We start from the raw sequence: 15,956 nt of genomic DNA, 5'->3' as shown, positions 1-15,956 counted from the left end.
GGCAGATACTGAAGTTTTAATTCACGGTTATGAAGAATACGGCAAGGACTTACTTAACAAGTTAAGAGGTATGTTTGCCTTTGTTATTTGGGATAGCAAGAATAAGACTTTATTTGGCGCTAGAGATTACTTTGGTATTAAGCCTTTTTACTATACAGTTGCTAACAACAATTTAGTTTACGGTTCAGAAATTAAGAGCATCTTAAAGCACCCTGATGTTAAGAGAGAAGTTAATCCTGTAGCCCTTGAAAACTACTTAACTTTCCAGTACTCAGTACTTGAAGAGACATTCTTTAAGGGCATCTTTAAGTTAATGCCAGGTCATTGCTTTACATTTAAAGAAGGCAAAATGGAAATTGAAAGATACTGGGAGCCTGAGTTTACTCCAGATTCTACAAAGACTATGGATGAGGCTATTAAGGAAATCGATGATGTAGTTGCAAATTCTATCGAATACCACAAGATTTCAGATGTTGAAGTTGGTTCATTCCTTTCAAGTGGTGTTGATTCAAGCTATGTTGCTGCTACATTTAACGGAGACAAGACATTTACAGTAGGTTTTGATTATAACAAGTATAACGAAATCGATTATGCAAAGTCTCTTTCAGAGAAGGTACAGATTGACAACTATTCTAAGCTTGTTTCAAGTGAAGAATATTGGTCAGCTATTCCAAAGATTCAGTATCACATGGACGAGCCTTTAGCTGATCCTGCTGCTATTGCTCTATACTTTGTAAGTAAGACAGCTGCAGAACATGTTAAGGTTGCTATGTCAGGTGAAGGTGCTGATGAATTCTTTGGTGGTTATAACATTTACAAGGAACCAATGGATTTAGCAGCTTTCCAGAAGCTTCCTCTTCCAGTTAGAAAGGCTCTTGCTAAGGTAGCTAAGGCTATTCCATTTAAGTTTAAGGGAAAGAGTTTCTTACAGCGTGCAAGCAAGACTGTTGAAGAAAGATTCATTGGTAATGCTTTCATGTTTAATGAAGAAGAACGCAATAAGCTTTTAAAGGCTCCAACAGGCCAGTATGCTCATACACATTTAACTAAGCCTTACTATGAAAAGGTTAAGAACTTAGATGACGTAACTAAGATGCAGTATATCGATGTTAACTTCTGGTTAATTGGTGATATCTTACTTAAAGCAGATAAGATGAGTATGGCTAACTCTCTTGAAGTTAGAGTTCCATTCCTTGATAAGGAAGTTTGGAATGTGGCTAAGAACCTTCCTACTAACCTTAAGGTTACTAAGGAGAATACTAAGGTTGCCTTTAGACATGCAGCTAACAAGCACTTACCAGATATGGTTGCTGAAAAGAAGAAGCTTGGCTTCCCAGTACCAATTAGAATCTGGTTAAGAGATGAGAAGTATTACAACATCGTTAAAGAAGCTTTCACAAGCGATGCAGCTAAGGAATTCTTTAACACAGACTACCTTGTTAAGTATCTTGATGATCACAAGGAAGGCAAGGCTGATAACTCAAGAAAGATCTGGACTATCTACATCTTCCTTGTATGGTACAACGATTTCTTTGTATCAGATATGGCAGCTTAAATCTAACTTAATATCTAATTAGATTTTGTATAAAAAAGACCTAAGACTTATATTAAACCATAAGTCTTAGGTCAATTTTTTTCTAAATTATCCTGATTAAACTTTATGCCATCGTAGCATTTTTTATAATCAGCATCAAATCATTTATTGCTTTCTTCAATGAACTGATTTAACTTCTCAAGAGCCTTACCACTATCAAGCATATCTGCTGCAATAGCTATAGCCTCTTCCATTGTAATATCATCCTTTGCAAGATAAATAGCTGCACCTGCATTAAGTAATACAACATCTCTTTTAGGTCCCTTAGCACCTTTTAAGATTTCAAGGGCGAACTGTGCATTCTCTTCTGGTGTACCACCAACTAATTCTTCCTTCTTGCAACGCTTCATACCAAACTGCTCTGGTGTGATTTCATAGCTCTTAAACTCATCACCCTTAAATTCGCAAACTTTTGTAGGGGCTGAAAGAGAAATCTCATCAATGGAATCCATACCATAAACTACTAAAGCTCTCTTAACGCCTAAGTTGTGTAATACGTGAGCAAGAGGTTCAACTAGCTCTTCGCTATATACACCAAATAACTGCATTGTAGCACCTGCTGGATTAGCAAGAGGGCCAAGTAAGTTAAATAGAGTTCTGATTCCCATTTCCTTTCTAACACCACCAACAAAACGCATTGCTGGATGGTACTTCTGTGCAAATAAGAAGCAAAGGTTAATATCACGTAAGATCTGTGCTGAACGTGCTGGAGCACAGTCAATCTTAACTCCAAGTGCCTCAAGTACATCAGCTGTACCGCACTTACTTGAAGCTGCTCTATTACCATGCTTTGCAACTGCAATTCCTGCTGCTGCAGAAACAATTGATGAAAGCGTAGAAATATTAATTGTATTAGAACCATCTCCGCCAGTACCAACAATTTCAAGCACTTCCATGTCATTTAAGAACTTCTCGCAATGAGCTCTTAAAACTCTTGCTGCTGCTGTGATCTCATCAATAGTCTCGCCCTTAATTGAAAGTGCTGTTAAAAATGAGGCTTTCTGCGCATCAGTAGCTTCACCTGTCATGATTTCTTCCATAACTTCTGTCATAAGCTCTTCAGGGATATCCTCGCCCTTAACAAGCTTTGCAATAGCTTCCTTTATCATATCTTCCTCCTATAAAAAAATCCCACATAGTAATCATACAACACACAAATGTTGTATGACAACTATATGGAACTATTTTATATTTATATAGATACACTGTCAATCCAAAGTAAGCCCATTAGGTTATCTTTTTCAAAGATTTCATCAAATATAAAGGCCTCATATAAGACTTCCATATTCTCCTCTGAATACTCAACCTGTCTTGAGAAAACATGAATTACATCTAACTGATCTTCATGAGTAAAATTCCAACCCTTATCAATCCATTTAGCCATATCCATCTCTTTAATCACAAAGAAATTAGTAACTAACATCTTTGCCTTACTTAAAACGTCATGGTCATAAATTGCCTTAGCAAAATATCTAAAGACAAAATACTGTAAAAGGTTCTTATATTCATCCATACGCTCCTGAATAAGGGCAAAAAATCTCGAATTATAGGTATAATACTCTTCGATAGTTAAAGCCTCGTGGAACTTAAATACCACGTCTTTAATATCCCTTTCCCATTCCTCATTTAAAACTTCCATATCCTCGTAAGCATAAATGATACTTCTTATACCTTCAGTCTCAGATAGACTATCAAAACGTCCATCCTCGTATTCGCGATTAATAGACATGAGAGTGGTCTCAACATCTGACTGATCATAGCTCGAAATTAAGGCATTTAGGCCCTCATAATCGTCTTCGTTAATTAAGTCCTGCATCTTATCAGAAAGCTCTAATATGCACGCTAAACGCTCGTGTATAAGCAATTCCTTTTTCTCAAGGATCTTGAAAATGATATCACGTGCCGCAAAAATAATGTCTGCATATTCTTTATCAAATTCACTATCTTCTACAACTTCTTCATCTAGCTCGCTTTCAACTAAGCTGAATTTCTCATTAGCTGATAAAACAATTCTTGCCGCCTCTTCGCAGGCCAAACCAATACCTGATTCTTTATACTCCCCAAAATACTCGCTATATCTTGGAAATTGCGAACAGACAACACCTAAGTGTTCTTCACCTAATTCTGCATGGACCTTACAAAGTCCTGAGTCAAGCAATAATGGGCAATGTCCATTATTAAGCTTAAACATATGCTCTCCATCTTCGCTTGTTACTATGCTATTACGAATTGTCTCACCTAATTCCCCTTCAAGACTCATGTAATAGTCATAAGTTTCCTCGTCAATATCTATCTCCCATCCACCTACACAACAGTTATCATTACATCTATCTGTAATGCAATGAAAATCATTATAATAAAATGGAACCCTTAATCTCATAATTTATTTACCCTTATCTAATCTATAACTTAAGATTTCTCTCTAATCTCTGGTGAAGAGCCTTGATATGTTCTAGTTCTTCTCCATCTTCAATCTTACGGTCTGAATAATAGTATTCCACGCTGCCTCTTCCAACTAGTTCTTCTTCCTTTACAAGACCTGTGTTAATAATTGTTTCCCTTAGATGATTTGAAACACCTAAATTTCCATCTAACATTTCAATATCATTTGGGAATACCTTTGCAAATGTGTCTTTGAAATAATTAAAATGTGTGCATCCAAGCACTAATTGTGAGTAGTCAGCTAAATTATAATCTGCTAATGCATTGTGAATATAATTAAGGAGTCTATCTCCTGAAAATTCATCGTTTTGTGCTAGTCTAACAAGACCTGGCATTGGAACGACATCAACCTTATTCTCCAAATCATATTTCAAAATAAGATTCTTTAATTTCGGTTCTTTAGCTGTAACTGGTGTTGCCATAACCATAACTCTCTTATCCTTACAGTGGGCAACTGCCGGTTTAACAGCAGGTTCGATTCCAATTACTGGAATCTTATACTTATTACGAAGAGGTGTTATAGCTGCTGTTGTAGCTGTATTACAAGCAAGGACAATAACTTCACAACCCTTATCAACTAGAAATCCAACTGCATGATCAACTAATTTTCTTATCTCTTCAATGGACTTTTCTCCGTAAGGCACATGATCTGTGTCCGCGTAGAAATAGTAGTCCACCTCTGGTAAAACCTTCATACTTTGATGTAGAGTGGATAATCCACCTATACCAGAATCAAAAAAACCAACTTTCATACTTATGCCTCGTAATTCTTATTCGTACAAAAAGTGCGGGCAAAAAGCGCCGCACTTTAAATAGTCATATTTATTTATGAGATTTACTCATCTTTTCTATAATATACTAGTATCTTGTCTTTTACAACTTTAACTTTTTTAAGTCTTATCTTTCCTCTTAAAATCTCTTCCTGTAAGTTACTTACAAAATACTTATTAAGAAGATTAGCCACCTGCTTATTGGCTGAACGCTGCATAGCTGCTATAAACAAAAGAATTAAAAAAGCTACTAGCTTAAATGCTGTAGGAACTACAAACCACACATAAAGTGCTGTCTGTCTAGCTAAGGCATAAAAAGCCACTCCTAATATTACAACATAAATAACTGAGACAATATAAGCCTTTAACCAGTCTACAAGATTAAGTGCCTTTAATCGTCCAAATAGATTATGATAACTTCTTGATTCTTCAGAAGTAATAGATATTTTTAAAACTTCCATCAAAATACCTCTCTATCTTTCTTAAATATATTATCCCTCCCATAAAAAATATTAAAATAAGTTTTAACCGTCACTCAAAACATCTTCCACATATCTAATTGATAAATCAAGAAAATTAGATATTTCATAGTCTGGAACCCCATTATCATGAAGGATAAATACTAGTTCTTCAATGGTTGTTCCCTTTCTTCTCTCAGTAATAATAAAATGTTTTACCTGAGTTTCATCCATTTTCATACTCATATACTTAAAACCTCCGACTTGTTACTTTGCTATATAAATGCAACTAAGTAAGAAACAAAGATTGTTTCTCTTATCTTATATAGACAATTCTAACCGGGTATTAAAACTGTCTTTTAAAATTCTTTTGGGAGAAAGAATTCTAAATCGTAATGTAGATATCAATCCGATTCACATTTGACTAATTATAACATATATACTATTAATAGTCAATTACACAAGGGGCGCAAAGCCCCGTAAATACTGGCTTTGTTACATTTTCTTAAATATAAATAAAGTCTCGAAAATGTGTCAATTACGTCGCTTTTTATCAAAAATTAAAGTTCATCACTAACAATTCTATCCAAAAGATAAACTCTATTAAAAGGAAATGAAAAATAATAGCCATCAATAAAGTCCTTAGTCTGACTTATAACAGACTTTGCCACCTTAATACCAACCTCTTCTCCCTCTTCCTTTGTCATGTCCTCTCGATACATGGAAATAATTTCATCAGTAACGTTAATTCCTGCCATTTCATTTTTCATAAAGCTAGCATTCTTAAGGCTTACTAAAGGCATTATCCCCGCTAATATCTTTGCCCTATCTCCCACAGCCTCTTTTATAGTCCTTAGCCTATCAATATCCTCTTTACTAAATATTGGTTGTGTAAAGAAAAATGTAGCGCCGGCCTCAAGCTTTTTAAGGACGCGATTTAGCTCTACCTTAAAATTACTTCTGCCCTGATTAATAGCACCACCAAAGACCATCTGGCTTTGATTAAACTGGTCGTAATTCATATCCTTAATGATATTCATAAGCCCCACAGAATCAAAGTTAAATACTGACTTTACGCTTGAACGAACAATTGATGGAATGGGATCTCCTGTAATCACAAGGAAATTCTTAATGTCATTAACATAAGCTCCAAGTAACTGAGATCTAATAGCAATTGCGTTCTTATCTCTGCAGCAAATGTGTGGCATAACGCACATTCCTGTCTCGATATTTACTTTATTAGCCACAAGAATGGAATCTGCTCTTGTTCTACCCGAAGGTGAATCAGGGAAAGTAAGCACATCCACACCCTTATTCTTTAAATAAAGAGCCGAAGAAATAAGCTTCTCATCATCTCCGTTTAGAGGAGGTGCAAGCTCAACAGCAATTAGCTTACCACTAGCCTGATTAGGCTTATTATAAAAGGCCGCATCAGTAACTGCTTCTTTCCTTGTCTCCTTAACCTTATTGTCATTATTACGAACTTTTCCATTAAAATCGAAGTCCTTAGCTATAGCCTTGATATGCTTTGGATTAGTACCACAACAGCCTCCAATAATATCAACGCCACAGTCAAGTAAGTTATCAATTCTTTCTTTAAAATAATCCACGTTCTGATTAAGGAAAACCATTCTACCGCTGACATTAGAAGGATAACCCACATTAGGAACTGCTATAAGTGGCTTAGTTATCATATAGCTAAGCTTCTTTATAATTGCCTCCATGTGACTAGGTCCAACCCCACAATTAAAGCCTGTTGCAAAGATCTCCTCGCAGTTGTTTGCATCCTCTAATAAATGTCTTGCAGAAAGGCCAGCATTACTATATCCATACTGATTAACGGAAAAACTTACTAAAACCTCACCATGTTTACTAGCAAGCTTAATAGCCTCCATTATGTAATCTAGGCTATCAAAGGTCTCAAAATCAAAGATTTCAACCCCTTCTTCAATAAAGGCAGAAACTATCTCAAGATACTCCTTTGTAAGCATCTCTCTATCCATTAAGTCACTAAATGGGATAGGCCCTATGGATGCTGCTAAAAATGTATCGCTAGCGCCAAGCTCATCTTCCTTATTAGCTTCTTTCTTCGCTAATTTAATAGCTGTTCTAGCATTAGAAATAGCAGCTCTTATATAGTCCTTAACCCTATCTATACTTGTATCAAGGCTTATGCTATTACATGCAAAGGTGTTAGTTCTAATAAGCTTAGCACCAGCCTCTATATATTCTTTATGGATATTAATTACCCTATCTTTATTAGTTATATTGGCAAATTCTGGTAATTCATTAGTATCAAAAAGATTGTTATAATATGTACCAAAAGCGCCATCTATCATTAATCGATTATCTTTTAAAAAAGCTTTTAAATTCATAAATTCCTTACCTAATAACCCCCGATTTTAAAGGATAAACACTGTGTTTGAGTATAACATATTACTTTCAATTTTTGTTAATAAAAATTTAATGTATAGGAATAAGTACAAAAGCGATTCGTTTTGATAGAAATACCCCCCTTTTGGAGTGAACAAGAATTTTTAATACTATGTTAATATTCTCTTGTAAGAAAGAAACAAGACTGTGTATAAATTAAGATCGTGACACAGTATTATATAGGTTTACGTTGATGAAAAGTTGGGAGGCCTTTTATTAACAAAAAGTAAAATAAAAAAGAAGCTAGTAATGATAGGAGGGAGACCTATTGATGCCTGGCTTCTTTTTTATTGCAAATATTTTTAAAGAAAATTTTACCCCGCGCAAAGCTAACGCTTACGCGGGGTATTACTTATTAAATCTGCTATTATCCTACTTTAATTCAGATGTACAATGTGGGCAACGTGTTGCCTTAATTGAAATCTTACTAAAGCAGTATGGACACTCCTTCTCTGTTGGGTCCTTAACTTCTTCCTTCTTACCAAGACTTGTAAGCTTATTAATAGCCTTAACCATAACAAAGATACAAAAAGCCATAATAATGAAGTTTACAACCTGTGTTAAGAAATCACCCCATAAAAGATACTGAGCATTCTCACCTGTGCCAGACCATGGTAAATGAATCTTACCACCAAAGCTAGCACCACCAATTGAGTTGATTAATGGATTGATGAAATCAGTTGTAAGGGCTGTTACAATGCTACCAAATGCAGCACCAATAATAACGCCGACTGCCATATCCATTACATTTCCCTTAAGAGCGAATTCCTTGAATTCTTTAAAGAATTTTTTCATATGATAATCCTCCCCAATTCATAGATTTATTCTTGATATTATTCTAGAAAACTTTCTAAAACACTTCTAGAATTTATTTTAGTTTATTTCATTAAAATTGGCAATAGAAAAATCAATCTTATGACAATTCTCCCTTACTAATGCCCTAGATTAGCAATATTGCTCTATGTAATAATCAGAAGCATCCTTAATGGCATCAATATCATCTAAATTAGACTTATCAAATACGCCAATAGTTTTAAAGCCTGCGGATTTTGCTGCATTTATAGCAACATATAAATCTTCAAATACAAGACAATCACAAATATCTGCTCCAATACGCTTTGCCGCCTCTATATAGACATCAGGAAATTCCTTACCTCTATTAACTTCCTTAGTCTGTACAAAGACATCAAAGAAGTCATAAATGCCGTTTCTAATTAAGCAATCCTTATAAAGTACCTCATCTGAAGAGGTAGCCACTGCAAGCTTAATATTTAAGTCCTTCATCTTCTTAAGTAAATCAAAGGCGCCAGGCTTTAGCATAATGTCCTCTCTATAGGCCTTAATTGCCATGCCATACCATTCATTTACTATGTCTTTTGGATTTTCCTCTAAATTGTATCTCTCAACTGTATAAACTGCACCAGATTCAAAATTATGCTTTTTAATTTCAATGGCATATTCCTCTGTCATAGGAATATTTCTTTTCTTTAAAAATTCCTCATCCACCTTTGTCCAAACATCAGAAGAATCTAGTAAAGTTCCATCTAAATCAAAAATGGCATAATTGTATTTATATAAATCTTCGTAATTCATAAATCTAATTTCCTTTCAAGCCTAGTCTATTGTCAAAAAAGGCGCCAAAAATGGCGCCTAACTAAACTTTCTTTTAATTATTCAGCCTGACTAGTTGACTCTTGTGATTCTTCTGTTGATTCCTCGCTTGTATCAGAATCCTCTGAATCTGTGCTTGAAGAACTTGAGCTTGAACTATACATCTTAATTCTATTATGAATATTAGTAAAGCTCATAGCCTCCATAACAGGGCTAATAACCTCGTTATACTTCTGGCTTAGAATTGTTGATCTAATCTCATCTTCATCATAATCAGTAGAACTATCCTCTGTTGACTCTGTTGAATCTGTAGATTCTGTTGAATCGGTTGTCTCAGTAGAATCGGTTGTCTCAGTAGAATCACTAGACTCTGTATCTTCACTTGAATAGTTTTCCTCAATGTAAGCAGCTACTTCTTCATCAGTTGCAGCAAGTTCTTCCTGTAACTGCTCAAGATAGCTCTGAGCCTCTAAAACTTCAAGAATATATGACTTGATATTTGAAAGGCTAGCATTGTCGCCGTAAAGTGACTTAACATATTCCTTAACGGACATGCTATTAGACTCTGCTGTTGATGTAATATTTTCAACAAATTCATTGTAGTCATCATCAGCTGTTGTATACTCATAACCAGCTTCATCTGCTAACTGAAGTAAAGCCTTATATTCCTTAATTGTATCAACTGTCTGTGATGCGAAATAATCATACCATGTGTAATCATCAGAATATGTCTGAGCCTTATCCTTCTTTGAAGAACTATAGCCTAAGTAATTCTCATAATAATCAAGATATGTCATGTCGCTATAAAGTGTAGTATTAAATAATGTGGACTTAGTCATGCCGTAATAGAAATCAAATTCGATTTCGCTTACATTTTCATTATTAACCTTAATAAACTGTGTATGAATTCTATAGTATCTTAAAGAAAATGCAGCAACACCGCTAATTACAATAATTGCCACGAGGCATAAGGCAACGATTTTTGCAATAAATTTATTACGCTTTGCCTTACGTTCCTCTTCCTTTCTTTTAGCTACCTTCTTGTCATACTTAGTAACGACTTTTCCAGTATTTTCATTACTTTCCTGTTTCTTTCCCATTTTTTAGAAACCTCCATAAATTATTCTATACCTAGCTCTTCTTTAAGTTCGTCAAGTTCAAGCATCCAAACATGTGAGCTTGCATCACTTGGCATTCTTAAATCTCCCCTTGGTGATACTGCTACAGAACCAACCTTAGGTCCATCTGGTAAACAAGAACGCTTAAACTGCTGAGCAAAGAATCTCCAAGTAAAGGTACGAAGCCATTTGTAGATTATAGCATCCGAATATGTATTTTCTTTGATTTCCTCTGCAAAAGCTAGCTTTGCAATTCTAAATAATTTCTTTGGTGTCATGCCAAATCTTAACATGTGATAAAGGAAGAAATCATGTAACTCATAAGGGCCTACTAAATCCTCAGTTTTTTGAGCAATCTTGCCATCCTTATCTGGTGGTAAAAGCTCTGGAGATACTGGTGTATCAAGTACATCAAGTAAGACTCTAGATAATTCCTCTTCCTTACATGTATCAGCATAAAATCTAACCAAATGTCTTACCAAAGTCTTAGGTATAGATACATTTACAGCATACATAGACATGTGATCGCCGTTGTATGTAGCCCAACCAAGAGCTAACTCTGATAAATCCCCTGTACCTATTACAAGACCTGCTGTTTGATTAGCAATATCCATTAAAAGCTGTGTACGCTCTCTTGCCTGACTGTTCTCATAAGTGACATCATGCACTGACTCATCGTGATTAATATCATGAAAATGTTGTCTAACAGCATCTACAATACTAATCTCCCTTAAAGAACAACCTAGCTTCTTTGTAAGTAAAACTGCATTAGAATAAGTTCTATCAGTTGTACCAAATCCAGGCATTGTTACACAAGTAATGCCCTTTCTATCTAAACCTAATAAATCAAAGGCTCTTGCAGTAACAAGTAATGCAAGTGTAGAATCAAGGCCACCTGAAATACCAATAACCGCTGACTTAGAATGAGTATGTTCTAATCTCTTCTTTAAGCCATATGACTGAATATTTAAGATTTCCTCACATCTTGCATCTCTCTCCTCCTTATCAGAAGGTACGAAAGGTGCCTTATCATAAAATCTATTAAGCTCTAAATCTAATTTTCTAATTTCATCAAGATTAATTATAGCTGCAAAATCTGCTGATCTATCCTCATTTGCTCTAAAGGTAGACATTCTGCGTCTTTCAGCAACTAACTTTTCAACATCAATATCAGCATAGATGCTCTCACCGCTAAAACGCTTTGACTCTGCGAGCACGCTACCATTTTCAGCAATAATATTATGACCTGAGAAGACAATATCCTGAGTGGATTCGCCCTCACCTGCACTTGTGTAAACATAAGCGCAAAGAAGTCTAGCTGAAGTACTTGATACAAGGCTCTTTCTATAGTTTGCCTTGCCAATAAGCTCGTTACTTGCCGAAGCATTGACAATTAAAGATGCCCCCTGCACTGTAACCATAGATGTACTTGGTGGGTTAACTGTCCATAAATCCTCGCAAATTTCAACGCCTACGATTAAGTCCTCGAAATTTGAAAATTTATAGCAAAGTTCATTTGAAAAAGGAATGTAGTCCTCACCAAATTCTATAAAACCCCCTTTAACAGGACCCGGATTAAACCATCTTGCCTCATAGAATTCCCCATAGTTTGGAATATGCTTTTTTGTTGTAAAGCCGCGAATTTCTCCATCCTTTACTGCTGCCACAACATTATAAAGCTTAGACTTTACCTGTAATGGAAGTCCAATAAAGAAAAGAGTTCCAGAAAATTCACTAGAATATTCCTTTAACTCTACTAAAGCCTTTTTAGCCTCATCTAATAGCTTTTTTTGTAAAAATAAATCATTACAAGTATAGCCAGTTAAAACTAGCTCTGGAAAAGAAACGATAGCTGCACCCTTGTCATAAGCTTCCTTCATTAAGACCTTAACTGCCTCAAGATTTGCTCTAACATCCGCTACTGTTACCTTAGGAGTCATACTTGCAACTCTTACAAAACCATCTTTCATTAAAGAAACTCCTTATTCACTAAGATTTTCAGGCATTGCACAAGAAACTCTTAAAACTCTGTGTCCGTCAAGTAATTTGTTCTCAAGTCTGTAGAAAGATACAACCTTTGTTATACGATTGTCCTTTGAAACTAACTCATGCTGATAACAAACATATCTCTTTTCAATAAACTGTTCTCTAAATTCCTGAATTAAAGACTCATATTCTACATCAGGTACTAAGTTCTTAAAACTAATCTTTCCGTCCTTAATATCTTCCTCTGTGTAACCTAAAACTTCTGTAAATCTCTCATCGATATCAAGAATTCTACCGCTTCTCATAAGAATTGAGAAACATACGTAAGGTACTGCTATCATTGAATCTGCCATAAAAATCCTACCTTTCTATATAGCCACCCCGAAAATTCGAGGTGGCCAATCACTATACTTAACTAAATAATAAGCTAAATCAGGCATATTATCTAGTCTAATATTATATTTTACAAATATTTTTAGAAAAAATTTACTTCTGAAGTGAAGCTAATCTCTCCTTAACCTGCTCAAGCATAGCACTATACTTAGCAAGCTTTTCCTTCTCTTCGTTAATCTTGCTTTCTGGAGCCTTAGATACGAACTTCTCATTATTTAACATACCGTTACAACGAGCGATTTCGCCGTTAAGCTTCTTCTCTTCCTTAGATAATCTCTCGATTTCCTTATCAATATCTACTAATTCAGCAAATGGAATGTAGATTACTGCATCTGGAATAACTGTTGAAACAGCATCTTCAGAGATTCCTGTCTTATCTTCCTGAATATGTACTTCTGAAGCGTAAGCAAGAGTTGCAAAGAAAGCGTTAGCATTTGCAAATGTATCTCTAACCCAAGCATCCTCAGATACAACATAAACTGCTGCCTTTCTACTTGGAGCTACATTCATCTCAGCTCTTAAGTTACGGATATTTCTAACTGCAACCTTAATAGCCTCAATAGCCTTCTCTTCATCAGCGAAGTTAAACTTCTCATCATATACAGGCCAGCTACTAATCATAATAGATTCTTCTTCATCCTGAATATTGCAGAAGATTTCCTCTGTAATAAATGGCATATATGGGTGAAGTAACTTTAAGGCATCAATTAATACCTTCTTTAAAGTCCAAATAGCTGCAACCTTTGTTGTATCTTCATCGTTATAAAGTCTTGGCTTAACCATTTCAATATACCAGTCACAGAACTCTTCCCATAAGAAGTTGTTAATCTTATCTACAGCGATACCCATTTCATACTTCTCTAAGTTGTCTGTAACTTCTGTTACTAAGTTGTTAAGCTTAGATAAAATCCACTTATCAGCTGATGTTAAGTTAGCTGGAATTTCATCTGTTGCCTTAACCTTATTATCTGGATCATTCATCATGATAAATCTTGATGCGTTCCAAACCTTATTAGCAAAGTTTCTAGAAGCTTCAACTCTCTCATCGTAGTAACGCATATCATTACCAGGAGCATTACCTGTAATAAGTGTGTAACGAAGAGCATCAGCACCGTACTTTTCAATAACTTCAAGTGGATCTACACCATTTCCTAAAGACTTACTCATCTTACGACCCTGTGAATCACGAACAAGACCGTGGAATAATACCTTATCAAATGGCTTCTTACCCATCTGCTCATAACCAGAGAAAATCATTCTAATTACCCAGAAGAAGATAATATCGTAACCTGTAACTAATACGTTAGTAGGGTAGAAATAATCAAGTTCTTCTGTCTTTTCTGGCCAACCAAGTGTTGAGAATGGCCAAAGAGCTGATGAGAACCAAGTATCAAGTGTATCAGGATCCTGAGTCATGTGACCACCACACTTAGGACAAGTACAAACCTCATCCTTTGAAACTACCATTTCACCGCACTCATCACAGTAATATGCTGGAATTCTATGACCCCACCATAACTGTCTTGAAATACACCAGTCCTTAATATTATCTGTCCAGTTGTAGAAAGTCTTATCCATAGAAGCTGGAATTAACTGAATGTCACCATTCTTAACGCCTTCTACTGCTGGCTTAATAAGATCTTCCATCTTAACGAACCACTGCTGCTTAATCATAGGCTCAACAGTTGTCTTACATCTATCATGTGTACCAACGTTATGAACGTGGTCTTCAACTCTAACTAAAAGACCTTCTGCCTCTAAATCAGCAACCATAGCCTTTCTAGCTTCGTATCTATCCATACCCTTATACTTGCCTTCAACCTTGATTGTAGCATCATCATTAAGGATATTAATCTCTGGTAAATTGTGTCTCTTACCAACTTCAAAATCGTTAGGGTCATGGGCTGGAGTAATCTTAACAACACCAGTACCAAATTCCATATCAACGTATTCATCAGCAATAATAGGAATTGTTCTATCTGTAAGTGGAAGCTTAACTTCCTTACCAACAAGGTCTGTATATCTCTCATCCTTAGGATTTACTGCAAGTGCGCTATCACCAAGTAATGTTTCAGGTCTTGTTGTTGCAATTTCAACGCATCTGTCTTCACCAACTACTGGATAGTTAATGTGCCAGAAATGTCCTGCCTGCTCCTCATGCTCAACTTCAGCATCAGAAATAGATGTATTACATACTGGGCACCAGTTAATGATTCTTGAACCCTTATAAATAAGGCCTTTCTCATATAACTTAATGAAAACTTCCTGAACGGCATTAGAACAGCCCTCATCCATTGTGAATCTTTCTCTGTCCCAATCACATGAAGAACCAATCTTCTTTAACTGGCTTGTAATTGTTCCGCCGTATTCCTTCTTCCATTCCCAAGTTCTTTTAAGGAAACCTTCTCTACCAAGCTCGTGCTTATCAATACCCTCATCCTTTAAGGCATTAGTAACCTTAACTTCTGTTGAAATTGAAGCATGATCAGTACCAGGAACCCATAAAGCTTCAAAGCCCTGCATTCTCTTAAATCTAATTAAAATGTCCTGCATTGTGTTATCAAGGGCATGACCCATATGTAACTTACCTGTAATATTTGGAGGTGGCATTACAATTGTAAATGGTTTCTTACTCCTATCAACTTCTGCATGGAAATACTTCTTATCTAACCACTTCTGATATGTTCTATCTTCAATATCAGCTGGGTTATAAGTCTTTGCTAATTCTTTACTCATACTTTACTCCTTCAAAATAATAAATAATAAGAAAACGCCCTCTGCGGGCATTTGCTCGCAAAGGGCGTATTAAACGCGGTACCACCTTTGATTATACTCATTAAATTCTGTAACGGGAATTCCCGGTAAGACTTAAGTCATCTAGTCTGCTTTTGAAAATGTATCTCTTAATCAAAAGAGCCTAAAAGGTTCTCGGTCTTACTGCAAGAAAGCTACCTTCCACTAATCTTTACCAAAAATATCTTCCAGCCAATGTAAACAAAGGATACTTCTCTCTGTTGGCTACTAGTTAGCTTACTCCTCTTTCTTATAGCATAAATATTAAATTGACATAGTAAAGCGGACATTCGGAATCCGCTTCGCTACTTCCTCATGAACGCAGTGGCACTTTGTGCCACCTGTCAGAAGGGGACTT

Annotated in this window: 13 protein-coding genes; 1 reads left to right on the top strand and 12 read right to left on the bottom strand. The window is 35.7% G+C overall.

All coding sequences use genetic code 11. The annotated features are described in order from the left end of the window. Positions 1–1,555 (top strand): asparagine synthase (glutamine-hydrolyzing) (gene asnB, locus QVA17_RS06850; protein ID WP_287387276.1); only part of this gene is annotated, 1,555 nt, incomplete at its 5' end. Between the two features lie 140 nt (positions 1,556–1,695). Here the strand turns inward: asnB and trpD are convergent. From trpD to QVA17_RS06790, 12 genes are all read right to left on the bottom strand, one after another. Next, positions 1,696–2,703, bottom strand: a complete 1,008-nt coding sequence (gene trpD, locus QVA17_RS06845) for an anthranilate phosphoribosyltransferase (protein WP_287387275.1) — start codon at positions 2,701–2,703, stop codon at positions 1,696–1,698. An 83-nt stretch (positions 2,704–2,786) separates the two neighbouring features. Further along, complete coding sequence (gene fliB, locus QVA17_RS06840) at positions 2,787–3,974, bottom strand: flagellin lysine-N-methylase (RefSeq protein WP_027430448.1); 1,188 nt, start codon at positions 3,972–3,974, stop codon at positions 2,787–2,789. Positions 3,975–3,996: 22 nt separating this feature from the next. Beyond that, positions 3,997–4,788 (bottom strand): glutamate racemase, encoded by a 792-nt coding sequence (gene murI, locus QVA17_RS06835; protein WP_103952185.1) that lies wholly within the window; start codon positions 4,786–4,788, stop codon positions 3,997–3,999. Between the two features lie 83 nt (positions 4,789–4,871). Then, on the bottom strand, positions 4,872–5,267 hold the full coding sequence (locus tag QVA17_RS06830) for a hypothetical protein (protein ID WP_103952186.1): 396 nt from the start codon (positions 5,265–5,267) through the stop codon (positions 4,872–4,874). Positions 5,268–5,330: 63 nt separating this feature from the next. Next, complete coding sequence (locus tag QVA17_RS06825) at positions 5,331–5,510, bottom strand: hypothetical protein (RefSeq protein ID WP_027430445.1); 180 nt, start codon at positions 5,508–5,510, stop codon at positions 5,331–5,333. A 314-nt stretch (positions 5,511–5,824) separates the two neighbouring features. Beyond that, on the bottom strand, positions 5,825–7,639 hold the full coding sequence (locus QVA17_RS06820; protein ID WP_287387271.1) for a bifunctional homocysteine S-methyltransferase/methylenetetrahydrofolate reductase: 1,815 nt from the start codon (positions 7,637–7,639) through the stop codon (positions 5,825–5,827). A 430-nt stretch (positions 7,640–8,069) separates the two neighbouring features. Beyond that, the gene (gene mscL / locus QVA17_RS06815; protein WP_027430443.1) at positions 8,070–8,492 is read right to left on the bottom strand and encodes a large conductance mechanosensitive channel protein MscL; all 423 of its coding nucleotides are present in this window, start codon (positions 8,490–8,492) and stop codon (positions 8,070–8,072) included. A gap of 150 nt (positions 8,493–8,642) precedes the next feature. Continuing rightward, positions 8,643–9,290 carry an HAD family hydrolase gene (locus QVA17_RS06810; protein WP_287387268.1) on the bottom strand — a complete coding sequence of 216 codons (648 nt, stop codon included), beginning with the start codon at positions 9,288–9,290 and terminating at the stop codon, positions 8,643–8,645. A 77-nt stretch (positions 9,291–9,367) separates the two neighbouring features. Beyond that, positions 9,368–10,408 (bottom strand): hypothetical protein, encoded by a 1,041-nt coding sequence (locus tag QVA17_RS06805; protein WP_287387265.1) that lies wholly within the window; start codon positions 10,406–10,408, stop codon positions 9,368–9,370. 20 nt (positions 10,409–10,428) lie between these two features. Beyond that, the gene (locus tag QVA17_RS06800; RefSeq protein WP_287387263.1) at positions 10,429–12,396 is read right to left on the bottom strand and encodes an NAD(+) synthase; all 1,968 of its coding nucleotides are present in this window, start codon (positions 12,394–12,396) and stop codon (positions 10,429–10,431) included. 12 nt (positions 12,397–12,408) lie between these two features. Beyond that, entirely contained in the window at positions 12,409–12,765 is a 357-nt protein-coding gene (locus tag QVA17_RS06795) for a PAS domain-containing protein (RefSeq protein WP_287387261.1), read from the bottom strand. A 133-nt stretch (positions 12,766–12,898) separates the two neighbouring features. Next, on the bottom strand, positions 12,899–15,541 hold the full coding sequence (locus QVA17_RS06790; protein ID WP_287387260.1) for a valine--tRNA ligase: 2,643 nt from the start codon (positions 15,539–15,541) through the stop codon (positions 12,899–12,901). Positions 15,542–15,956: the final 415 nt, after the last annotated feature.

The sequence above is a fragment of the Lachnospira sp. genome (assembly GCF_016290755.1).
GTDB lineage: Bacteria > Bacillota > Clostridia > Lachnospirales > Lachnospiraceae > Lachnospira > Lachnospira multipara.
This window is presented reverse-complemented; position numbering and strand designations above follow the sequence as displayed.